General features: G+C 27.9%; 25 protein-coding genes. 20 read left to right on the forward strand and 5 right to left on the reverse strand.

Annotation, left to right across the window (positions count from 1 at the left end):
* Window positions 1–253: 253 nt before the first annotated feature.
* The gene (locus AVBRAN12640_RS06875; RefSeq protein WP_214150678.1) at window positions 254–655 is read left to right on the forward strand and encodes a putative quinol monooxygenase; all 402 of its coding nucleotides are present in this window, start codon (window positions 254–256) and stop codon (window positions 653–655) included.
* Between the two features lie 376 nt (window positions 656–1,031).
* Here the strand turns inward: AVBRAN12640_RS06875 and AVBRAN12640_RS06880 are convergent, their stop codons facing one another.
* Complete coding sequence (locus AVBRAN12640_RS06880) at window positions 1,032–1,700, reverse strand: HAD family hydrolase (RefSeq protein ID WP_336608805.1); 669 nt, start codon at window positions 1,698–1,700, stop codon at window positions 1,032–1,034.
* A gap of 111 nt (window positions 1,701–1,811) precedes the next feature.
* On the opposite strand from AVBRAN12640_RS06880, the gene AVBRAN12640_RS06885 reads away from it, so the two are divergent.
* The 7 genes from AVBRAN12640_RS06885 to hemH are packed head-to-tail and all read left to right on the forward strand — an operon-like array spanning window position 1,812 to window position 7,687.
* Window positions 1,812–2,210 (forward strand): MarR family winged helix-turn-helix transcriptional regulator, encoded by a 399-nt coding sequence (locus AVBRAN12640_RS06885; RefSeq protein ID WP_214118266.1) that lies wholly within the window; start codon window positions 1,812–1,814, stop codon window positions 2,208–2,210.
* A gap of 9 nt (window positions 2,211–2,219) precedes the next feature.
* Window positions 2,220–3,470: an MFS transporter gene (locus tag AVBRAN12640_RS06890; RefSeq protein ID WP_214118268.1), complete on the forward strand. Its 1,251-nt coding sequence runs from the start codon at window positions 2,220–2,222 to the stop codon at window positions 3,468–3,470.
* 8 nt (window positions 3,471–3,478) lie between these two features.
* Entirely contained in the window at window positions 3,479–4,222 is a 744-nt protein-coding gene (fabG, locus tag AVBRAN12640_RS06895) for a 3-oxoacyl-ACP reductase FabG (RefSeq protein WP_336608804.1), read from the forward strand.
* A gap of 55 nt (window positions 4,223–4,277) precedes the next feature.
* Window positions 4,278–4,511: an acyl carrier protein gene (acpP, locus tag AVBRAN12640_RS06900; RefSeq protein ID WP_214118272.1), complete on the forward strand. Its 234-nt coding sequence runs from the start codon at window positions 4,278–4,280 to the stop codon at window positions 4,509–4,511.
* 9 nt (window positions 4,512–4,520) lie between these two features.
* Window positions 4,521–5,774 (forward strand): beta-ketoacyl-ACP synthase II, encoded by a 1,254-nt coding sequence (locus AVBRAN12640_RS06905; protein ID WP_214118274.1) that lies wholly within the window; start codon window positions 4,521–4,523, stop codon window positions 5,772–5,774.
* Between the two features lie 5 nt (window positions 5,775–5,779).
* Entirely contained in the window at window positions 5,780–6,715 is a 936-nt protein-coding gene (locus tag AVBRAN12640_RS06910) for an acetyl-CoA carboxylase carboxyltransferase subunit alpha (RefSeq protein ID WP_214118277.1), read from the forward strand.
* 42 nt (window positions 6,716–6,757) lie between these two features.
* Window positions 6,758–7,687, forward strand: a complete 930-nt coding sequence (hemH, locus tag AVBRAN12640_RS06915) for a ferrochelatase (RefSeq protein ID WP_336608803.1) — start codon at window positions 6,758–6,760, stop codon at window positions 7,685–7,687.
* Window positions 7,688–8,980: 1,293 nt separating this feature from the next.
* Here the strand turns inward: hemH and AVBRAN12640_RS06920 are convergent.
* The 3 genes from AVBRAN12640_RS06920 to nrfH all read right to left on the reverse strand — a co-directional run bounded on the left by AVBRAN12640_RS06920 (window position 8,981) and on the right by nrfH (window position 11,866).
* A complete protein-coding gene (locus tag AVBRAN12640_RS06920) occupies window positions 8,981–9,523 on the reverse strand; it encodes a hypothetical protein (RefSeq protein WP_336608802.1) in 543 nt (180 codons plus the stop codon).
* Between the two features lie 184 nt (window positions 9,524–9,707).
* Window positions 9,708–11,387, reverse strand: a complete 1,680-nt coding sequence (locus AVBRAN12640_RS06925; protein WP_336608801.1) for an ammonia-forming cytochrome c nitrite reductase subunit c552 — start codon at window positions 11,385–11,387, stop codon at window positions 9,708–9,710.
* An 11-nt stretch (window positions 11,388–11,398) separates the two neighbouring features.
* The gene (gene nrfH, locus AVBRAN12640_RS06930; RefSeq protein ID WP_214118286.1) at window positions 11,399–11,866 is read right to left on the reverse strand and encodes a cytochrome c nitrite reductase small subunit; all 468 of its coding nucleotides are present in this window, start codon (window positions 11,864–11,866) and stop codon (window positions 11,399–11,401) included.
* A gap of 279 nt (window positions 11,867–12,145) precedes the next feature.
* Between nrfH and napA the strand changes: the two genes are divergently transcribed.
* From napA to AVBRAN12640_RS06975, 9 genes are all read left to right on the forward strand, one after another.
* Complete coding sequence (napA, locus tag AVBRAN12640_RS06935) at window positions 12,146–14,917, forward strand: periplasmic nitrate reductase subunit alpha (RefSeq protein ID WP_214118288.1); 2,772 nt, start codon at window positions 12,146–12,148, stop codon at window positions 14,915–14,917.
* Window positions 14,918–14,922: 5 nt separating this feature from the next.
* Window positions 14,923–15,675 (forward strand): ferredoxin-type protein NapG, encoded by a 753-nt coding sequence (gene napG, locus AVBRAN12640_RS06940; protein ID WP_214118289.1) that lies wholly within the window; start codon window positions 14,923–14,925, stop codon window positions 15,673–15,675.
* The gene (gene napH, locus AVBRAN12640_RS06945; RefSeq protein WP_336608800.1) at window positions 15,675–16,478 is read left to right on the forward strand and encodes a quinol dehydrogenase ferredoxin subunit NapH; all 804 of its coding nucleotides are present in this window, start codon (window positions 15,675–15,677) and stop codon (window positions 16,476–16,478) included. Before napG ends, napH begins: the two co-directional genes overlap by 1 nt.
* Complete coding sequence (locus tag AVBRAN12640_RS06950) at window positions 16,475–16,996, forward strand: nitrate reductase cytochrome c-type subunit (RefSeq protein WP_214118292.1); 522 nt, start codon at window positions 16,475–16,477, stop codon at window positions 16,994–16,996. Before napH ends, AVBRAN12640_RS06950 begins: the two co-directional genes overlap by 4 nt.
* On the forward strand, window positions 16,993–17,820 hold the full coding sequence (locus AVBRAN12640_RS06955) for a hypothetical protein (RefSeq protein ID WP_336608799.1): 828 nt from the start codon (window positions 16,993–16,995) through the stop codon (window positions 17,818–17,820). The genes AVBRAN12640_RS06950 and AVBRAN12640_RS06955 overlap by 4 nt, the downstream gene beginning before the upstream one ends.
* Window positions 17,820–18,131, forward strand: coding sequence for a chaperone NapD (locus tag AVBRAN12640_RS06960; RefSeq protein WP_214118302.1), 312 nt, complete (start codon window positions 17,820–17,822; stop codon window positions 18,129–18,131). Before AVBRAN12640_RS06955 ends, AVBRAN12640_RS06960 begins: the two co-directional genes overlap by 1 nt.
* A gap of 133 nt (window positions 18,132–18,264) precedes the next feature.
* Window positions 18,265–20,349, forward strand: a complete 2,085-nt coding sequence (locus tag AVBRAN12640_RS06965; RefSeq protein ID WP_336608798.1) for a carbon starvation CstA family protein — start codon at window positions 18,265–18,267, stop codon at window positions 20,347–20,349.
* On the forward strand, window positions 20,330–20,488 hold the full coding sequence (locus AVBRAN12640_RS06970) for a CstA-like transporter-associated (seleno)protein (protein ID WP_214118306.1): 159 nt from the start codon (window positions 20,330–20,332) through the stop codon (window positions 20,486–20,488). The genes AVBRAN12640_RS06965 and AVBRAN12640_RS06970 overlap by 20 nt, the downstream gene beginning before the upstream one ends.
* A 180-nt stretch (window positions 20,489–20,668) precedes the next feature.
* Complete coding sequence (locus AVBRAN12640_RS06975; RefSeq protein WP_214118308.1) at window positions 20,669–21,046, forward strand: NINE protein; 378 nt, start codon at window positions 20,669–20,671, stop codon at window positions 21,044–21,046.
* A gap of 678 nt (window positions 21,047–21,724) precedes the next feature.
* On the opposite strand, the gene AVBRAN12640_RS06980 is transcribed toward AVBRAN12640_RS06975, so the two are convergent.
* Window positions 21,725–22,333 (reverse strand): LysE/ArgO family amino acid transporter, encoded by a 609-nt coding sequence (locus AVBRAN12640_RS06980; RefSeq protein WP_336608797.1) that lies wholly within the window; start codon window positions 22,331–22,333, stop codon window positions 21,725–21,727.
* 53 nt (window positions 22,334–22,386) lie between these two features.
* On the opposite strand from AVBRAN12640_RS06980, the gene AVBRAN12640_RS06985 reads away from it, so the two are divergent.
* From AVBRAN12640_RS06985 to AVBRAN12640_RS06995, 3 genes are read left to right on the forward strand one after another with little or no spacing between them, the layout of a single operon-like run.
* Window positions 22,387–22,908 carry a thermonuclease family protein gene (locus tag AVBRAN12640_RS06985; RefSeq protein WP_239802921.1) on the forward strand — a complete coding sequence of 174 codons (522 nt, stop codon included), beginning with the start codon at window positions 22,387–22,389 and terminating at the stop codon, window positions 22,906–22,908.
* Window positions 22,909–22,962: 54 nt separating this feature from the next.
* Window positions 22,963–23,118 carry a CstA-like transporter-associated (seleno)protein gene (locus tag AVBRAN12640_RS06990; protein ID WP_214120529.1) on the forward strand — a complete coding sequence of 52 codons (156 nt, stop codon included), beginning with the start codon at window positions 22,963–22,965 and terminating at the stop codon, window positions 23,116–23,118.
* A gap of 46 nt (window positions 23,119–23,164) precedes the next feature.
* Window positions 23,165–23,296 carry a hypothetical protein gene (locus tag AVBRAN12640_RS06995; protein WP_275591981.1) on the forward strand — a complete coding sequence of 44 codons (132 nt, stop codon included), beginning with the start codon at window positions 23,165–23,167 and terminating at the stop codon, window positions 23,294–23,296.
* Window positions 23,297–23,352: the final 56 nt, after the last annotated feature.

Consider the following 23,352-nt stretch of genomic DNA (forward strand, 5'->3'; position numbering starts at 1 on the left):
AAGAATGTTTTATTATGGTGTGTGTGTTTAATTGTTTTTAGTAGTTAGTGAAGGTTATTTTTAGAATGAGATTTTAATTGCTTTTTAGTTTTTAATTTAAAGTATTGCTTGTGTTGTTTAGAGTGGTTGGGGGGGGGGTTAATGGGTGTTTTTAGTATTTAATGGATTGGTGGTTTATGGTGGTGGTGGGGGGGGGGAATAGTTTATGTATTTATAGTATATTGTTTGGTTTAAAAAATTGAAAGGTTGAAAAATGAAAAAAATATTAGCTTTAATTTTATCGCTATTTGGATTATCTTCTAATATTTATGCTGATGATAATATTAATAATAAAATGTTGGTTAGAATTTCTGTTGTTGAAGTTTATCCAGAGTATCTTGATGAATACCTTGTTATTGCAAAAGAAGTTGCTGAAGCTTCAATTGAAAAAGAAAAGGGTGTAATATCTATTTATCCAATGATGCTTGTAAAAAATAATAATATAATTAATATTTTAGAAATTTATAAAGACCAAGAATCTTATAATAAACATATTAATTCCGAACATTTTCAAAAATATAAAAAAGGCACATTGCATATGGTAAAATCTCTTGAATTACTTGATTCTTATCAATTAAGTGATAAAAATTTTAAAGCAATTTTTAAAAGACAATAATTTCTATATGTTTTTTAATTAAAAGTATTAAATAGATTGTGTGTTTTATAGACAAGGAGTATAATAATTTATTTTAATATAAATTAATTTAATTAGTAATTATTATCTTAATTAATTATAGCAGTAATTTTTATAGTATTTTTAATGTATGTATGGATACTTAATTGCACTAAAATATATTATAAATATCAAAATATTATATTTTATACAGATATAATAGTCCTTATTAAACAATAGGTTTAATTAAGTGGTAATAATGAATATTTTATATAGTTAAAATTAAAATAAATATATTTATTAGTTTTTTAAATTCCATTCTAATTTATTGATATAAGTAAAACTAATTTTTTATTAAATTAGTTTTACTTTATAATATTTATTTTTTTAAAATATCTTGAACGCATTCAAGTGGGGTTTTAAATATTTTATCGCAACTTTGCTTGAGAGTATTCATATCTGTGTATTCAAATAAAGTTACATAAGCATTCACTTCAGCAGCTTTAGCAGCTTCTGTATCGTTTAAAGTATCTCCTATCATATAAATTTTACTAAAGTCAAATTCTTTTTTAAGTTCGTTAATTGCAAGCATTTCAGAGCCTTTTAAACGACTTAGTGCTTTATAAATTGGTTCTGGATTTGGTTTGCAGTATTTTACTTCATCACCACCCACAACTACGCTAAAATCATCTAAAATATCAAAATCTTTTAAAATTTCTTTAGCAAAATAAACAGATTTTGTAGTTACTAATCCTACTTTAGCATTTTTACTAGCAAGTTTTACTGCTTCTTTTGCCCCATTTAAAAGACTAGTTCCGTCTTTATAATATATTTTATAATTTTGTCTATATAATTTAACTATATCAGCAACTTGCTCTTTTGGCACTCCTATTGTTTCAAACATTCCTTCAGTAGACATTCCAATTAATGTTTTTATATATTCATCACTTAAATTAAAATTATAACTTTCTAAGGCTTTTCTAAGACTAGTAATTATTGGCTGGGTAGAATCGATTAAAGTTCCATCTAAATCAAAAAATATAATCATTTGTATCCTTTTTTTATTTTAAGCTTAGCAAAATAAAGCTAATTTATTGACAATTTACAAATTTAATTATAAAATCTAATTTAATTGACTTTATCAACTATTAGGAATAACATGTTTTTTAAAAAAATTACCTATGCAAATAGAAAAATCATCAGTAAAGTAAATGAAATTTTAAAGCCATTTAATATTAATGCGACTGATTGGAGAGTGTTTTATTATCTTAGCTCAACAAAAAGTGCTAGTTTAAGTGAGATTTGCGAGTTTTATCAGATGGATAAGGCTATTGCGTCTAGGATTTGTAAGAAACTAGAAAAAGCAAATTATTTAGAAATTTCAAGCTCAAATGATAAAAGAGAAAAAATCATTTCACTTAGTTTAAAAGGCAAGGAATTGTTTTTTGATGCAAATATTTTAATTTCTAATTACGAAAAGCAAATTTGTGATGATTTAGATTATGCTGAATTTGGATTGTTCATTAATATGCTTGATAAAATCAATAAAAAATTATAAGGAGTTTTTATGGGATTATCCAAAAAGTATAATATTTGGAATAAGAATTTTATTTGTGTTTTTATTATTAATTTTGTTATTTGTTTAGTGTTTTTTATCACTACTATTGCTTCTACAGATTTTGCAAAAACTATATTACAATCTAGCACAGCAATAGCAGGTCTTGCTAATGGTATTTTTGTAATTGGAGCACTATTATCAAGACTTTATTTTGGCTCAATTATTGATAATATAAACATAAAAAAAGTTATGATTATTAGTTTAGTTTTGTATTTTATACCTAATTTATATTACTTGTTTTTATCAACTAATTTTGAATTAATATTATCAAGATTGCTTGCTGGTATGTGTTATGGTGCATGCTCTTGTGCTTGTGGTGCTGCAGTAGCTAGACTAGTGCCTAGCAATAAAAGAGGAATTGGTATAGGATATTATGCGGTTAGTGTTGTATTAAGTTCTGCTATTGGACCATTTTTAGCAGTATATTTAGTGGGTAAAAATAATTTTAATTTATGTTTTATAATTTCTTTAATTAGTATATTAATAGCATTAATTTCAAGTGTAGTAATAAAAGTTAAAAGATTTAGAAAACATAAGATAAATCATGTTAAAAAATCTTTTTCAATTTTTAATTACATTGAAAAATCGGTTTTGGGTGTTGCTTATGTTGTATTTTGTATGGGTTTTGTTTATGGAGCAATTATTGCTTTTATAAGTTCTTATTCAAAAGAGCTTAATTTAATTGAAGCAGGTTCGTTATTTTTTGTATTTTATGCTTGTATTAGTGTGTTTTCAAGACCAATTTCAGGTAAAGTATTTGATAAAATAGGTGCGGATTATGTAATAGTTCCTTCTATTTTGTTTTATGTAGCAAGTTTAATAATTTTAGCTTATACAAACAATTCTTTAATGATGTATTTATCGGCTATTTTTTGTGCTTTAGGATATGGAAACGCTACTTCAAGTCTTCAATCACTTGCTATAAAATTATCTCCTAAAGAGAAAATGGGCTTAGCAAATTCAACATTTTTTATAGCTTTAGATGTTGGAATGGGTATTAGTCCTTATTTGTTAGGTTTGATTGAGCCTAGTTACGGGCATTCTAGGATTTATGAAATATGTGCGGGGATAATTTTGTTTTCTTTAATATTGTATTATGCCTTTGTTATGAGAAAATCAAAAGATTTTAAAAAAGATTTAAAAGATTATGAAGATAATTTTTTAGAAAAAAATCACTCGGATATTATCATTAAAGACTAGGAGAAAATATGAAATTTAGTGGAACAAATGTATTAATTACAGGTGCATCTAAAGGCATTGGTGCTGAAATAGCTAGAGTTTTAGCGGGATTTGGTCTAAAAGTATGGATTAATTATCGTTCAAAACCTGAACTTGCAGAGAATTTAAAACAAGAAATTGAAAAAAATGGTGGTAAAGCAGCAATTATTTGTTTTGATGCAAGTTGTGAAAGTGATTTTACAAATGCTATTAAAACAATAATTGATTGCGATGGAGAATTAAGTTATTTAGTAAATAATGCAGGAATTACAAAAGACAAATTAGTTTTAAGAATGAGTGAAGCTGATTTTGATGATGTTATAAAGGCTAATTTAAATTCAACTTTTATAGGTTGTAAAGAAGCATTTAAAGTAATGAGTAAAAAGCGTTTTGGTAGTGTTGTAAATATTAGTTCAGTTGTTGGTGAGATGGGAAATGCAGGTCAAGTAAATTATTCTGCTAGTAAAGGTGGAGTTATTGCTATGACTAAGTCTTTTGCTAAAGAAGCAGCTAGTAGAGAAGTTCGTTATAACGCAATTACTCCAGGATTTATAGAAAGTGATATGACAGATGTATTAAGCGATGAAATTAAACAAACTTATTATAAAGCAATTCCACTTGCTAGATTTGGTAAACCTAGCGAAGTTGCAAATGCAGTTGCGTTTTTATTAAGTGATTATTCTAGTTATATTACAGGTGAGATTTTAAAAGTTAATGGCGGAATGTATGTGTAATTTATTTACACTTTTTTGTAAGAATACGAGTTTAATTTTATTTTAGGAGAAAAAAATGTCTATTTTTGAAGATGTTAAAAAAGTTATTGTAGAAGAATTAGGAGCTGATGAAGCTAGTATTACACCTGATGCTAAAATTATTGAAGATTTAGGTGCAGATTCACTTGATGTAGTTGAATTAATTATGGCTTTAGAAGAAAAATTTGATATTTCTATTCCTGATGAAGATGGTCAAAAAATCGCAACAGTTAATGATATAGTAAAATACATAGAAGCAAAAAAACAATAAGGATTTAAATTGAGAAGAGTAGTAGTAACTGGCATTGGAATGATAAATGCCCTTGGGCTTGATAAAGAAAGTTCGTTTAAGGCGATTTGTGATGGAAAAAGCGGTGTTGGAGAAATTACTCTTTTTGATACCAGTGATTTAAGTGTTAAAATTGCCGCAGAAGTTAAGGATTTCGATCCTTTAACAGTATTAAATGCAAAAGATGTTAAAAAAGCTGATAGATTTATTCAACTTGGATTACACGCTGCAAAAGAAGCTATAAGTGATGCTAATTTTAAAATGGTTGATGGCGTGATTAGTGAAGTTGATTTAGATGAATTTGGAGTAGTAAGTGCAGCAGGAATTGGTGGCTTACCTAATATTGAGAAAAATTCTAATGTATGTTTGCAAAAGGGCGCAAGCAGGATTTCGCCTTTTTTCATACCTTCAGCTCTAGTTAATATGCTAGGGGGAATGGCTTCAATTGATTATAAATTGAAAGGTCCAAATTTATCTTGTGTAACTGCTTGTGCAGCAGGAACTCATGCAATTGGCGAAGCTTATAAAACAATAGTTTGTAATCAAGCAAATAAAATGTTAGTAATTGGAGCTGAATCAGCTATTTGTGCAGTAGGTATAGGTGGATTTGCTTCAATGAAAGCTTTATCTACTAAAAATGATACTCCAGAAACAGCTAGTAGTCCATTTGATGCTAGTAGAGATGGCTTTGTTATGGGAGAAGGTGCAGCTGCTCTTGTTTTAGAAGATTATGAAGATGCTAAAAAAAGAGGTGCTAGAATATATGCTGAAGTTATAGGGTTTGGTGAAAGTGCAGATGCAAATCATATAACTTCTCCAGCTTTAGATGGCCCATTAAGAGCTATGAAAAAAGCTTTATGTATGGCAAAGGGATTTGATTGCTCTGCTAATAAAATTAAAATTGATTATATTAATGCACACGGAACATCAACTCCAGCTAATGATAAAAATGAAACAGCAGCAATGAAAGAATTGTTTAAAGATGATATGCCTTTAGTAAGTTCTACAAAAGGTCAAACAGGACATTGTTTAGGTGCTGCTGGTGCTATTGAAGCAGTAATTTGTCTAATGGCTATGAGAGATAGTATAGTTCCACCTACAATAAATTATAAAAACCCTGACCCTGATTGTGATTTAGATTATGTGCCTAATGTGGCTAGAAAGCATACAATTAAAACAGCTATGAGTAATTCGTTTGGTTTTGGTGGAACGAATGCTTCAGTGATTTTTAGAAAATTGGATTAATTAAGATGGCAGCTTATTTAGATTTTGAGAAAAATATTCAACAATTAGATGAAGATATTATTAATGCTAATATTAAAGGCGATATAGAAGCAGTTAAGATTTTAAAAAAGAATTTAGAAAAAGAATTAACAAAAACCTATAAAAACTTAAGTGATTTTCAAAAGCTACAGCTAGCAAGACATCCTGATAGACCATATTCTCTTGATTATGTGAGAATAATTTTAAAAAATGCCCATGAATTACATGGAGATAGGGCATTTAGAGATGACCCTGCTATAGTTTGTTTTGCTGGTTATATTGGCGAGCAAAAAGTAATGTTAATAGGCGAACAAAAAGGTCGTGGAACAAAATATAAATTACATAGAAATTTCGGTATGCCACATCCAGAGGGTTATCGTAAGGTTTTAAGATTTGCTAAAATGGCTGAAAAATTTAAAATACCTATTGTATTTTTAGTAGATACTCCAGGTGCTTATCCTGGAGTAGGAGCTGAAGAGCGTGGTCAAAGTGAGGCAATTGCTACAAATTTATATGAATTAAGCGCTTTAAAAACAATAATTATTTCTATAGTAATTGGAGAAGGCGGAAGTGGCGGAGCTTTAGCTTTAGGTGTAGCTGATAAATTAGCTATGCTTAAAAATTCAGTGTTTTCTGTAATATCTCCTGAAGGTTGTGCTGCTATATTATGGAATGACCCAAGTAAAAGTGAAGCTGCAACAAAGGCTATGAAAATAAGTGCTGATGATTTATATGAGCAAGGATTAATAGATGATATTATAGAAGAAGGCATTGCTCATAGAAACAAAGAGATTACTGCAAATAATATACAAAATTATGTTTTAGAAAAAATAGAAGAACTAAAACCATTAAATCTTGATGAATTGGTTGCAAAAAGAATGCAAAAAATTCTCAAATTGGGTTCTTTTAATGAAGACAAATAATATTTATCCAAGTATCTTACTTGGATAATTTTAGGTTTGTATATGAAATATGTTTTTTTACTCAATATGGGTGGTGTAAATCAAATTGATGAATGTGAAGTATTTTTAAAAAATATGTTTAATGACCCAAATATTTTGGGAATAAAATCAGATTTTTTAAGAAGTCTTGTAGCGTTTATGATAAGAAAATTTCGTATTAAATCTATGAAAGAAAATTATAATAAAATAGGTGGTAAAAGTCCTTTAACTAAAATCCAAAAATCTCTTTGTGATAAATTAAATTCTTTGCAAAAAGATTTTCATTTTGATTTTATATCAACTTATGTTCCGCCTTTTGCTAAAGAAGTCTTAGCTAAATATGATTTTAAAGATAATGATGAAATAATACTATTTCCTTTATATCCACATCATTCTATAACCACTACTACATCATCTTTGCAAGATTTTTATAAAAATTTTGATAAAAAAATCAGTATAAAAGAAATACCTTATTTTTACCAAGATGAGCTTTATAATAATATTATTTTAAATGAGATACAAAAATATAAAAATATTGATTGTTTGATAATATCAGCACATTCTTTACCGATAAAAACTATAGAAAAGGGGGATATTTACGAAGAGCATATAAAAGAACATTTTGCTATATTAAAGGATAAATTGCAAAACGATTTTAAAGAAATTAAATTAGCTTATCAGTCAAAATTAGGACCTGTAAAATGGTTAGAACCTGCACTTAGTGATGAATTAGATAAATTAGGCAATAAAAGTGTTTTAATATATCCACTATCATTTTGTATTGATTGTTCTGAAACTATTTTAGAATTAGATATTGAATATAGACATCAGTATAAAGGTGATTATAATGTGTGTAAATGTCCAAATGATAGTGAAGATTTTGCTAAATATATCTTAAGCAAATTGGAATTTGCAAATACTAATTTAAATTATGAAAGTCAAAATAAAATTTAAGCTTAAAATGATTTTTTATAACTAATATAAATAACTTATCAAAAGAATTTCAATAATTTTACTTATTTATAATTAGTATCTTATTTATTCTTTACAATTTATATTAAGTTTTGAAATTCTTATTTCAATTTTTTAGATTTTATGGTATTTATAGATAGATTTATTTAGAGTATAAAATAGTAGTTTGGCTAAAATTAGATTTAAAAAATAAACTTTTATTTTAAATTCTATAGTTTTTAAGTTAAGATATATATTTTATTAAATTTTAAACTAATTTTAAAAATATAAAAGATTAGAGTTTTAAGTATTTTTGTTAGCAAAGCAAATAAAATTATAATTAAATTTGTAAAAATAACATTAAAAAATGTAAGTAGTAAATATATATCATATACAAAATGTGGCGAATTTTTAAAATCACTTAAAGTTTTATAATGGAATTTAAAGAGCTTTTAAAGTATAAAAACTAATGCACAAAATTATATACTTGTAATATATATAATCGTTATTAATTTTACAAAATAGGTAAAATTAAATTAATCTTATTAAGGCCTTAAAATCATATTTTAATGATATTTTATGCAGTTTGAGTTTTGCAAAAATAATATTGAATATTATTTGATAAAAATCCATGCAATAGTAAAAATGTTGCTAGTTTTAATTATCTTATTCTTAATTTATATTGAAGTGTTGCAGTAGTTTGAGTGATTTATAAGGAAATGTTTAATTTTACATTTGCCTATTTTAATTGAAAGAATATAAAATTAAAAAATTTTATATTCAAAAGCTTCTTTAAATTTATTTTTAAATATACTTAAAAACATAAAGAATTTTAATAAGAAATTTCAATAAATTTATTTTATTTCTTTTAGAACTGGAGCAAGGATAAATTTAATGTGATTTTTTGTATTCTTATTTTGTAATCTAGTTTCATGACTATTTAGTGTTTGCCTTTGCTTATACTTATAAAAAAGCTATGTAGGTTTCTTAACAGCAGTTTTTATATTCTAGTTGTTATTTCATTTATTTTGATGTTAAATATTATGGAATTTAAAATAAGAATTTGTATTTGAAATTTCATAATTTAAATTCCATAATTTAATATAAAAAATCACTAATAAAAGCTATTTAAAATACTATTAATTGCGTATGTTTTAAATTCTAATATTTTAGATTTTACAAATAAGTTTAGTTTTAAAATTTAGAATTTAAAATGAGAATTTGATTTTTAATACAGATTATATTTATGTTACTTTTATTAGCTGTAATACCTTTAAAACTCTTAATAACTTAGATTTAAATTTTAAAGATTTTATCTACAATACTAAAAACATTATAAAATATTTTATCATTTATGATTGAAACTTTTTTATTAATACCCTTTGCGTTTAATAATTCTATTAATTTTTCTAAATCTTCTGGATTAAGCAATTCGGTGTTTATAATGCTGCTAAAGAATTTGTTTTTATAAGATAGATGTAAAATTTTGTGTGATGAAAATCTAATTTTTAAATATTCGAAATAATATTCTTTTAAATCATCATAATATATCCTTGTTTTACTAAAAAGTCTAATGATTTCAAAATATTCATCATAACAGATTATTTTTCTTATCATAAGTGGAAAAAGCACAAAACGAAAATGGTGAGGCAAGATAAGAAAAGTAAGTAACAATGCCAACAAATAACCATCATTAAAATACAAAATACAAGCAAAAATTATAATGATATACAAGCATACAAAAACATTAGGAAGTAATAAAAATAGTGATTTATATATAGAAAACAATAAGCTTTTTTTAAGTTTTACTATCAGAATTATTTCTTTATCATTTTGCATAATATAAGCCTTTTTTTGATAATTTAAGATTACATTATTTTAGCAATTAAATTAGTTAGCTTTAACACTAATTAAAATATATTTAAACTAAATTCTTATTTTCAATTATATAATGTTTTAATTTTTATGCTATTAAAATTGGGCTTTAATTAATGAGTAAATTGCGAGAAAATCTCGCAATTTTTTATTTAAAGTTTAGATTTTTTACATCCTCATCAACTTTTTTCATAGCTTCTGTTGGTAGAGAACCTGTTGGTGGTTTATGGTCTAGTTTTAGAGGTGCTGCTGGAATTGTTGCTGTTTTTGTTAATTCAATTTTAATTCCATAAGGAGCTAACGCATTTGCTAACTCTGCTTGTCCTTCTCTAGCTACTTCTTTACATTGACCTATAATTCTCATAAATTCTTGTGGTGAGTGGAAGCCATAGCTATTTTCACTAAATGATACGTCCCATCTAATATGTGCTTTTCTATGAGCATATTGTGCTTTTTCTATAACTTTTGAAATAGCATCATCTCTTGCTTTATCTTCAAGATTTGCAAATTCAGGAAGTTTTGCTAATTCTTCACGAGCTGTTTTTATATCAGCAATTAATGCTAATAAGTTATTTTCACAACCTCTAAGCTCATAAGCGTGGCGATTTTGAATAAAGCTAATTCTATCTTTTAATACTTGTTCGCTTTGTGGATGGCAAGTTTTACAAGCTGCATTTATATCAGCTAATGGAGATAGTATATTGTGATTAGTTACTTTGTTTGCTCCATCTCTTTTGTATGGCATATGACAATCTGCACAAGTTACACCACTTCTATAATGTAAAGAGCTTGAATACATTTCAGCTTCTGGGTGTTGCATTTTAATTATTTTTGTTTTTGTATCTTTTTGAATGTAATCATATGGGAATTCACCATTTGCAAATTTTTCATCATAGTACTCATCAAAATTCTCTATTTTAAATGCTTCATCTTTTTTCCATTTTGTCCATGGGAATGTTAAAGTGCTATCTTTACCTTCAAAATAATACTCAACATGGCATTGCATACAAACATAATTTCTCATTTCTTTTCTACTAGCTTTGATACCACTTTTAGCGTCTGCTTCATAGCCTCTTAAAACCATAGCATTAACAAAAGCAGGGCGAGTTACACGAAGGCTCATATCATCTGGGTTATGACAATCCGCACAGGTTGAACCCATATGAGAGCCGTGAATTCCATCTCCGTATTTTTCTTCTACTTTTTTCATAACATCAAAATAAGGCATTTTATTCATATTTGTCCAAGCCTCTTTCATAGCTTCGCCTTTTTCACCAAATGCGTCAAAAAATCCCATTTTCTTTGCACCCATTACTTCAGTTTTACCTAGCATAAAACTTGGGCTTAATTTATCACTTTTATAAATAGCAGTTAAGTAACCAGTATGGCAATTTACGCAAGCACCAGGCTGACCTTTAAATGCAGGTAATCCGTGAGCATTTAGATATTCTTTATTGTTTCTTTTTGTTTCCATTTGGTCAATTTGTGAGTAATAGTGAGTTCTTGGTTTAGAATAATCAACCGCAAAAGCGTATCCATTCCAAAATGTTGTCGCAGCCGGCCAGCGAATAATCTTACTATAAGGTAAACTTCCACCAAATGGTGTTTCAATATACTCATCTTTCATTTGTAAATAACCATCTAATTGAGCTGGGAAATTTCTACCCCATTTTGCAAAATCTGGTTCTTCATCACTAATTTCAAAAGTTTTTAATGGTTGAGTTTTACTTTCACCTTTATGTTCTGCAATGTTTGTATTAAGTGCAAATAAGCCTGCACCACCTAAAGCAGCTACCACAATAGCCGCAACATAAACTGATTTTGACATATTTTCTCCTTTTAATTATGTAAATGACCTATTGTTCTATGACAGCTAAGGCAATCAAGTGGCTCGCTATTTAATTTTGTCGTTGCATTGATTGCATTATGTGCGTAGTCTTTATGACAAGTCGCACAATTGCGATTAACATCTTCGTGTGTCATTTCGGTAGGTTCTAAATTAGGTGGATTTCCTCCTACTGTAAAATAATAGCCGTGTTTTAATCCGTGATAAGCTTTTTTAGTCCAATAAGCTACCACATCACCTTGAGGTAAATGACAATCTACGCAACCTGCATTGCTTGAATGCTCACCTTTTGCCCAGCTATCATAAACATCTGTCATAATATGACATTTACTACAGGCTTCAGGTTTAGAAGTCATCATTAAAAAGCCATCTGCTATTATAAAAGTATAAATTCCACCACCAATAAAAATCCCAATTACTATGCAAAGGGCTAATAAAAGTTTGTTTGTTGGTTTTTTCATTTATACACCTTGTGAAAATTTGAAACACTACTTTAATATAAAAAAGCTTAAAAATAATTGATGGCAATTAATATATTTTTTTAAATTTAATTTAATTTTTAAATATTTTATATTATTTTATGAATGTTTTTTCAATTTTTATTGAATTAAGAATTTTAAGTTAATTTAATGTTGATAATATTTATGTGCTTTACTTTAAAAAAAATATTAATCTTAATCAATAAGATTTTAAAGCAAATAATCTAATCTATTTTTACATTATTATTATAAGGAGAATAAATGCAAAGACGAGATTTTTTAAAGAGCACAGCAGTTGCAAGTGCAGCAGCTTGCATAAATCCTACTATTGCTTTAGCAAAAGACGAAACAAGTGAATGGACTTGGGATAAAGCAGTTTGTAGATTTTGTGGAACTGGCTGTGGTATTATGGTTGCTACTAAAAATGGCAAAATTGTAGCTACTAAGGGCGACCCTGAAGCACCTGTAAATCGTGGTTTAAATTGTATTAAAGGATATTTTAATGCAAAAATTATGTATGGAGAAGATAGACTTGTAACGCCTTTATTAAGAGTAAATGCTAAGGGTGAATTTGATAAGAACGGAAAATTTGCTCCAGTATCTTGGAAAAGAGCTTTTGATGAGATGGAAAAACATATGAAAAAAGCTTTAAAAGAACAAGGTGTAAATGGTATAGGAATGTTTGCAAGTGGTCAGCATACTATTCAAGAAGGATATGCTGCTTCAAAATTATTTAAAGCTGGTTTTAGAAGCAATAATATAGACCCAAATGCTAGACATTGTATGGCAAGTGCTGTTATTGGTTTTATGCAAACATTTGGCATTGATGAGCCTGCAGGTTGCTATGATGATATTGAACTTACTGATACTATTATTTGTTGGGGTTCAAATATGGCTGAAATGCACCCAATTTTATGGAGCCGTGTAAGTGATAGAAAATTAAGAGACCCTGAAAAAGTAAAAATTGTAAATCTTTCAACCTATACAACAAGAACTAGCGACATTGCTGATATGGAACTTATATTTACTCCAAGTTCTGATATTGCAATATGGAATTATATTGCTAGAGAAATTGTATATAACAATCCAAAAGCAATTGATTGGGAATTTGTAAAAAATCATTGTGTATTTACAACAGGATTTGCTGATATTGGATATGGAATGAGAAATAATCCAAATCATCCAAGCTTTAGCGAAGCTGAAAAAGATACCGTAGCTAAAGAAAATGCAATCACTTTAGATAAAGATGAAGCAATAGCATTAAGTCATTTAGGTGTAAAAGATGGCGAAAAATTTGAAATGAAACATCAAGCTCAAGCAGCACTTAACTGGCAAATTCAATTTGAAGATTTCAAAAAAGCACTTGAACCTTATACATTAGATTATGTTGCAAGCGTAGCTAAAGGAAATCCTGATGAAGATATAGAAGAATTTAAGAAAAAATTAAAAGCATTAGCTGATTTATATATTGAAAAAAGTAGAAAGGTAGTAAGCTTTTGGACTATGGGCTTTAACCAACATACTCGTGGTAGTTGGGTAAATGAACTTGCATACACTGTGCATTTATTAGTAGGAAAACAAGCAAAACCAGGTGATGGAGCATTTTCTTTAACAGGTCAGCCAAGTGCTTGTGGAACAGCAAGAGAAGTTGGAACTTTCGCACACCGCTTACCTGCTGATTGGGTTGTAGCAAATCCTAAACATAGAGCTAAAAGTGAAGAACTTTGGAAAGTTCCTGAAGGAACAATTAATGGTGTTCAAGGAAATCACTTTATGCAAATGATGAGAAATCTTGAAGATGGAAAACAAAAATTCGCATGGGTTATGGTAAATAATCCTTGGCAAAATACTGCAAATGCAAATCACTGGATAAAAGCTGCTAGAGAAAAAGATAATTTTATAGTAGTAAGTGATTGCTATCCTGGAATTAGTGCAAAAGTTGCGGATTTAATTTTACCTACAGCTATGATTTATGAAAAATGGGGAGCTTACGGAAACGCAGAAAGAAGAACTCAACATTGGAGACAACAAGTATTGCCAGTTGGCGAAGCTATGAGTGATTTATGGCAATTATTAGAGCTTAGCAAACGCTTTAAATTAAGCGAAGTTTGGAATGAAGTAAAAATTGATGAAAAGACAACATTACCAAGCGTATTAGAAAAAGCTAAAGAAATGGGATATAAAGAAGATGATACTTTATATGATGTTTTATTTGCTAATAAAGAATGTAAAGAAATTTCATTAGATGATAGTGAAAGCTTAAAAGATTGGTTAAATAGCGAAGTTAAAGGCGATAGTAGAAATGTAAAAGGTAGTGATGGCAATGTATTTAAAGGCTATAATTTCTTTATTCAAAAATATTTATGGGAAGAATATAGAAAATTCGGAGCTGGTCACGGACACGATTTAGCTAGTTTTGAAACTTATCATAAGGTAAGGGGCTTAAGATGGCCTGTTGTTGATGGTAAAGAAACTCAATGGAGATTTAATACAAAATACGATGTATATGCTAAAAAAGCAAATCCTGAAGGTGATTTTGCATTCTATGGGGATTTTGATAAATCAATTAAAAGTGGTGATTTAGTAAAACCAACAAGCGAAGAAGCAACAGCAATTACAAATAAAGCTAAGATTTTCTTTAGACCATTTATGAAAGCACCTGAAAGACCATCTGAAGAATATCCATTCTGGTTATGCACTGGTAGGGTTTTAGAGCATTGGCATAGTGGAACAATGACAATGAGAGTTCCTGAATTATTCCGTGCAGTTCCTGAAGCTATGTGCTATATTCATCCAGAAGATGCTAAAGCTTTAGGAGTTGAGCAAAGAGAATTAGTATGGATAGAATCTCGCCGTGGAAAAGTTAAAGCTCGTATTGATATGCGTGGAAGAAACAAACCACCAAGAGGTCTTGTTTATGTTCCTTGGTTTGATGAGAATGTTTATATTAATAAAGTTACATTAGATGCAACTTGTCCAATTTCAAAACAAACTGATTTTAAAAAGTGTGCAGTAAAAATAACTAAGGCGTAATATTTATGAGAAGGCAATTTTTTACAAATACTATAAAGATTTTAGCAGTTGGTGTTGGAACTTTTAGCATATTCAAACTAAACGATACACCAAAAAGTGAAAGCAAAATTGAACTTAAAAAGAGTTTTTTTCTACGCCCACCAGGAGTTGTTAGTGAAAAACATTTTTTGGCTAATTGCATTCGTTGTGCTAAATGTGTAAAAGCTTGCCCTTATAATACTTTAAGTTTAGCTAAGATAGGGGAATTTGCTAGTTTAGGAACTCCTAAATTTAGTGCAAATGAAATTCCTTGCTATTTATGCGATGATTTGCCTTGTATTAAGGCTTGTCCGACAGATGCGCTAGATAAAAGTATTAATAAAATTTCTTTAGTAAATATTGGTCGTGCAATAGTAGATGAAAGCTCTTGTGTAGCTCATTTTGGAATTCAATGTGATGCTTGCTATAGGGCGTGTCCTTTTATAGATAAAGCTTTAAAGCTTGAATATAAAAGAAATGAGCGAACTAAAAAACATGCAATGTTAGTGCCTAAGGTTGATTATGATTATTGTGTGGGTTGTGGTTTATGTGAAAAAGTTTGTATTACTAAAAAGCCAGCTATTGTTATTTTGCCTACTAGTTTTATATTGGGTGAGAGAAATGATAATTATGTTAAAGGCTGGGTTAGTGGTGATGATGAAAGATTAAAACACATAGATACTAGTAAAAAACACGATGAGAAAAAAGCTATAAATTACCTAAATGATGGAGAATTTTAATGAAGATATTAAAAAATAAATATTTGATTTTAAGAAGATTTATCCAATTAGGACTTTTAGCTTTATTTATATTACCTAGTGCTGATTTTATTTTAAAAGGAAATCTTAGCTCTTCGCTATTATTTAATAGTATTAGCTTAAGCGATCCTTTTGCGTATTTGCAAATATTTTTAGCAACTTTTACTCTTAATGTGGGATTATTTATATCTGCATTTTTAGTTTTTATTATTTATGCTTTATTTTTGGGTCGTGCATTTTGTTCTTTTGTTTGTCCTGTTAATTTGATTACAAATTTAGCAGATTTTATCAAGCAAAACACAAGTTTTAAAAGCTCTAAGCTGACTAATTTTAAACAAAACACTAGATATTTTATATTATTTAGTATTTTGATTTTGTGTTTGATAGCAAATGAGCCAGTATTTGAAAAGTATTCTCATATAGGAATAATTACTAGGGGAATAATTTTTATTCAAACTTCGGCTATATTTGTTGCAATTATTATATTTTTACTTGATTTATTTGTGCAAAGGAATTTAGTTTGTTCGCATCTTTGTCCATTAGGTGCTTTTTATAGTTTAATTTCAAAATTTGCTATGTTAAAAGTAAGTTATGATTTAAATAAATGCACTAAATGTATGAAATGCAAAATGATTTGTCCAGAAGCTCAAGTATTATCACTTATTACAAAATATAGTGGTAATGTTAGCAATAGTGAGTGCATTAAGTGTGCTAGATGTATTGAAGTATGCGATGATGATGCACTTAATTTTAATTTAATTAATTTTTTGAAAGGAAAAAAATGAAAAAAATATTTTTAAGTTTAGCTGCTAGTAGTTTGTTGATTGCTGCTAGTGTGAGTGATACTGAAATTGGTTTAAGAAAACATTCACTAAACGATGAAACAAAATTAGAAATCAAGAATTTTACATACTCTGAAAAAGAAGCTGGAGAAGCAGAGCGTTTTGAAAGAGCTTATTTAAATGCTCCACCACAAATTCCACACAATGTAGAAGATTTTTTACCAATTACTCAAGATAATAATATGTGTCTTAGCTGTCATGATTTAGGTGCTGACAATGAGCGTGTAAAGCTTAGTATTGAAGAAGCAACTCCTATGCCAGCAAGCCATTATTATGATTTAAGAAATGAGAAAAAACTTGATTCTATATCTCAAGCAAGGTATAACTGCGTTCAATGCCACGCACCACAAGCAAATATTGATAGTGGAATCAAAAACACATTTAAGCCTGATTTTAGAAATGATGAATTAGGCAAACATCGTTCAAATTTACTTGATGTAATAAATGAAGGATTAAAGTGAAAAAATTGCTATTATTTATAGCTAGTTTAGGTTTAGCAAGTGAGCTAAACCTAAATGAATTAGAATATTTAGAATATGATTGTTATATAAACTATATTAATAATGAATTTGTGGCGTGTGGCAATGATATTTATAAAAATAATGATAAGGTTTTAAGCCTTGATGATAATATTATTTTTATTGATGATTACGATAGTAACATTTTAGCAATTAGCTCAAAAGATGGATTAAAGACTTTAAACATTTATAAAGATAATAAATTATTGAAATTTAAAATCTCAAGCGATATTAATAAGGCATTTTTATATAAAGATAAAATAATTCTTACTTCTTTAGGAAGCGAACTAATCATAAGAGATTTATCATTTAACTTAATAAAAAAAGTTCATTTTTCAAATGCAAGCATAAATGCTGCAAGTATTAATAAAGAAAAGGCAAAAATTGCTTTAGGATTTGAAAGTGGAAAAATAGTTGTTTATGATTTAAATTCTAATGATTTTATAAGCAAGGAAGTTCATAAAGATAATATTTATAATGTAGATTATAAAAAAGATAATATTATTTCTTGCTCAACTGATAGAAAAGTTATAATTAATGATGACAAATTAAATGAAATTACTAATATAGAAAGTGATAATTTAGTTTATAATTGCGCTTTAAGTGATAATTTAAATTTTGCTTATTCTTGCGATTTAGAAAATAATATTTGTATAGGTAAGGATAAAATAAATATAGGTAATTTATATCTTAATTCAATATTATTTGATAAAAATACATTAAAGCTCAATGCTTATTCAAAAATTTTATACAAAAAGGATTTTTAATGATTTCATCTTTAGTAGTTATTGCAAATGAAGAATTTGAAAACGAAATAAAAAATATAAAAGATGCCAACATAGAGCAAGTAATTGATAAAAAATTTATCGTTTTAATTGAAGCTAGTGATTTTGACAATACTTTAGCAACTTTTAATGCCATTAAGCGATTAGATAGTGTTATAGATGTTAATATGGCTTTTAGTGAAGCTAGTGAATTTGATTTAGAAATTAACGCTCAAAAAATAGCAGATAAAGTAAATGCTTTAGGCAATGCAGAGAATATTGAGTATTATGGAAACATTTATAATAAATATTAATAATTTAACTCGTAATTTTTTTATATTTTTATCTTTTAATATAAAATTCTTATAAGTATTATAATTTTAGATTATAATACTTACTCACATTTTTAATTAGATTAAAAAATTAATTTATTTTTAAGGAGAAGCTATGAATAAGCTTTTATGGATAGTTGTTGCTATTCTTGGAGCATTTTGTATGGGCGTTATTGCTTTAAATAATGGCGAAACAATAAATGCTGCTTGGATAGTTGTAGCTGCTGTTTGTATTTATACAATCGGCTATAGATTTTATGCTTTGTTTATAGAAACTAAGCTTTGCGGCGTTGATGCTACTAAGATTACTCCTGCTGTAGCACTTAATGATGGAAAAGACTTTGTTCCTACAAACAAATATGTTTTATTTGGCCATCACTTTGCTGCAATTGCAGGTGCAGGACCACTTGTTGGACCAATCCTAGCAGCTCAAATGGGATATTTACCTAGTGTATTATGGATATTAATTGGTGGCGTTTTAGTTGGTAGCGTGCATGATTTTGTTGTGCTTTTTGTATCAAGCAGACGCGGTGGAAAAAGTCTTGGCGAAATGATTAAAGACGAGATGGGGAATTTCGTTGGTGTTGTTTCTATGATAGGAATTTTTCTTATTATGCTAATTATCATTGCTATTTTAGCTATGGTTGTTGTAAAAGCTTTAGCACATTCTCCTTGGGGGACATTTACAATAGCTTCAACAATTCCTATTGCTATTTTTATGGGAATTTATATGAGATTTATTCGCCCAGGTGCAGTCGGAGAAGCTAGTATAATTGGCTTTGTTTTACTTATGATAGCTTTATATTTAGGAAAAGTTGTAGCAAACGACCCTGATTTAGCAAGACATTTTGATTTTAGTGTTCTTGAACTTAGCTTTATAATGATGGGCTATGGAATGATAGCTGCGATTTTACCGGTTTGGTTTTTACTTGCGCCAAGAGATTATCTTTCAACATTTTTAAAAATCGGTGTAATTTTGATAATGGCTATTTGTGTTGTTTTAGTTTCTCCTGAAATTAAAATGGCAAAAGTTACACATTTTATAGATGGCACAGGCCCTGTGTTTGCAGGTGGATTATTTCCATTTTTATTCATAAATATTGCTTGTGGGGCGATTTCAGGCTTTCACGCATTAATTTCTAGTGGAACAAGTCCAAAAATGCTAGAAAATGAAACACAAGCAAAAATGGTAGGCTATGGTTCAATGCTAATGGAGAGTGCGGTTGCTATTATGGCTTTAATTGCTGCTTGTATACTTCAACCTGGAGTATATTTTGCAATAAATTCAGCACCAGCAATTATAGGCACGACACTTGAGAGTGCGAGTGCAGCTATTAGTGCTTGGGGATTTAGCGTAACTCCTGCTGATATTCAAACACTTGCTAATGATATAGGTGAGAGCACTATATTAAGTAGAACAGGTGGAGCACCTACATTTGCAATAGGCTTATCATTAATTATTCATGAGCTAATCGGTGGAAAGGAAATGATGGCATTTTGGTATCACTTCGCTATTTTATTTGAAGCATTATTTATCTTAACAGCAGTTGATGCGGGAACTAGAACTTGTAGGTTTATGGTTCAAGATATGTTAGGAAATGTTTATAAGCCACTTGCAAACACAAGTAATTTAGGAGCAAATATATTCGCTACTTTAATTTGTGTTGCTGGATGGGGCTGGTTCTTATATGGTGGTGCGATTGACCCACTTGGCGGAATTTATTCACTTTGGTCGCTTTTTGGCGTATCAAATCAACTTTTAGCAGTAGTTGCTATGTTTTTATGTGGCTCTGTATTTATTAAAATGGGAAAAAGAAAGTATATCTTAGCTATTGTTTTACCTGCGCTTTTTGTAATCTCAACTACATTTACAGCAGGTATTGCAAAGGTATTACCACAAAGTGAAAGCAAAATCGCAAACTCAATTTCTCACGTAGCAACAGCTCAAATTAATTTTGCTAAAGCTGATGAATTATTAGTAAAAATTAATGCAGGAGATAATAGTGAAGCGACTTTAAAAGAATTTAATAAAGCTAAACAAGTGGCACATTCTAATGTAGTAAATGCTATTTTAACGATTTTCTTCTTATTAGTTACCATAATAGTTGGAATTAAATTCGTTCTAATTTGGAAAGAAAGTTATTCTAATAGGTTTAGCATTCCACTTAAAGAAGTGGTTTATGAAAAAGCAGCTTCGTGAGTTTTTTTACGCAATGCTTGGAGCACCTGATTATGAAAAATATTTAGAGCATTTTAAGAAAATGCACCCTGATAAAACTCCTTTAACTAAAAAGGAGTTTTTCATAGAACAAACAAGCAAGCGTAAAACAAAATGCTGATAAAGATAAGTAGCTAGTTAGCTAATACAAATTATCTTTATTAGCAAATATTTTTTATCTTTTTTTTATAATTTTATTTTTAAAAATCTTGAATAATTATTAAATAATTTTAATCCATTAACTTCTTGTTAGCGGGGGGGGGTATTACAATAGCTCTTTTATTTAATCAAAGGAGTCATTATGGACAAAAGTTCTTATTTAATGTTGCTTGATAATAAAATATCAAGCGAGCAAAAGTTTATGCTAAGCAATAAACTTGACAGCTTAAGTGAAGAGAAATTCAAAAATCTTTCTTGTATTAATTACAAACACCCTATATTGGCAATGAATTTAGGGTTTTTCTTCGGGATATTAGGTATTGATAGGTTTTATCAAGGTAATAGGTCTTTAGGTTTTTTAAAATTAGGAATATTTTTAATAGGCTTAATTAGTGTATTTCTTTTTATAGGGATATTTATTTTATGGGCTTTATATATTTATGTTTTAATAGATATTTATTTTGTATATAAAGCAATTCAACAAAGTAATTATCAAAAAATTTTACAAGCTATAGGCTAAGTAATAATTGGTTTTCAATACCAAATAACGGCAAAATTAGTGCAAAAGATAATAGCAAAGAACAGAATTATTAAAAGCTAAATAATTTGTAAGATTAAATATTGCAAAGTTATTTTGCCTATATTTTGCCTTTAATCCATTTTAAATTTAAAAATAAAGAAAATAAAATTAAAGGAAAAAAATGAAAAAAAAGAAAAATATCGGTATTGGTGTTATATTGTAGGTTTAATAGCTGCTAGTTTATTTAGCACTAAGGTATTTGCTTTTATGTTGTATTTAAAGAATCCTAATAACCCTTATAACTCGTTGAAAAATATTGAAGCAACAATTAACTTAGTAAAAAGTGTAGGGGAATTTGATAAATATATATCGCAATAGCGTTTGGCATTAGAACTATATGCTTCTTATGGTTTAACTTTTATCTTAGGATTTGTAATAGCGTTAATAGCATTATATTTTGTGCAAAAAGCTAAGAATAAAAACAAAACACAAAACTGATTTAATATTTTTATCTTAAAGTTATAAAAACATTAAGCTCTGTTATTTTTATAACAAAGCTTAATGTATAAATAAAAATTAAAATTATGATTAGACTAATTTTTTAAATACTAGAATTTAAAATCATCAAGAAGTTAAAATTAAAAAGCGTAAAATAATAACGAAAAAGCTATTTTACGGCTAATTGATTAAAATTTTTAATAAATCATAAGCTATATAAATCATTATTAAGCTAGTTAATATTTCTATAAAAAAATATATTTTTTTATTTAAAAGTATTTTACTAATTTTACTAACTCCTAATCCTAAAGAAAAAAACCACAAAAAAGAAGCACATACACCACCTAAGAAAAATAATATCCTTTCATTTTGTTGAATATTTATAGCGTTTGCTCCAACTAAAAATATGGTATCTAAATAAACATGTGGGTTTAGTAAAGTAATTGCTAAGGTTAAAATTATTGCTTTTTTTACACTTAATTTTTCATTATCATTTTGAAAATCACAATTAGTGTTCATAAAGGCTGATTTTAGTGAAATCATCGCATAAGTGATTAAAAATAATATACCTAAAATTGTAACTATTAAACTCATTGTTTCATTTTTTAATAATACTTTACCAACTCCAAATACTCCACAAGCAAGTAAAATAGCATCGCAAATAAAACAAATACTGCATATTAAAATTATATGATTTTTTAATATTGCTTGTTTTATTATAAACATATTTTGAGCTCCGATAGCAACAATTAATGATAATATTAATATAAAACCTTTTATAAAAACCATTGTAAAATCCTTTTAAAAATAATATTATATAAAAAATAATTTTAAGGATTAATATGAAAAAACCAACAAAAGCACAAATGCAATTAATTAAAAAATTACCATTTAAATATCAAATAATTGCTTTAATTGTTTTTTTAGTAGTTGCAAATTTTTCTTATTTTACTTCTTTTACTAAAGAGTATTCACTAGAAAAAGTAAGTGATGGAGATACTATAGTTTTGCTTAGCAAAGGAGAAAAAATCAAAGTGAGATTTTATGGTATAGACGCACCTGAAAGCGCTCAAGAATACGGGCAATTTTGTAAAAATATGCTAAGTGATTTTCTTAAAAATAAAGATATTAAGTTAGAGATTAAAGACAAAGATAAATATGGACGGGTTGTAGGTATTGTCTATGCTAATGGCGAAGATATAAATAAAGCAATGGTAAGAAATGGTTGTGCGTGGTCGTATCAAAACTATACGAAAAAATATTTAGATGATGAAAAATACGCAAGAGCCAATAAATTAGGATTATGGCAAGGTAAAAATCCACAAAATCCAAGAGAATTTAGATTAGAGCATAAAAGAGATTGATTAGCAAATATTTTATGTTATCTTTAGATTTTATTTTAACTTAAGGAGAAAGCTATGGGATTTTTTGATAAACTCAAAGCAGCTTGTGGTATTCCTGATTATGAAGCTTATTTAAAAGAGCATAAGGAAAAATACCCAAATGAAGAGCCTTTAAGCAAAGAAGAATTTTTAAAGCGTGAGAAAGAGCGTTTAAATTCTAATTGTGCTTGAGGTTAATTAAGAAGCAAGTTTGCTTATACAAGATTAAGGACAAGCAATGTTTAAAAAGCTTAAAGCATTTTTTAAAACAAAAACTCAAAGCTATGAAAAATACTTAGCTGAATGTGAAAAAACAGGCGAAAAGCCAAAAAGCGAAGAAGAATTTAAAACGATTAAAAAAAGTTGTTGATTATTTAAAAGAAGCTAGTTTAGTTTTACAAGTTAATTTAAAATAATTCCTATTTT

Origin of the sequence: Campylobacter sp. RM12640, assembly GCF_020137595.1 — a bacterium.
GTDB lineage: Bacteria > Campylobacterota > Campylobacteria > Campylobacterales > Campylobacteraceae > Campylobacter_E.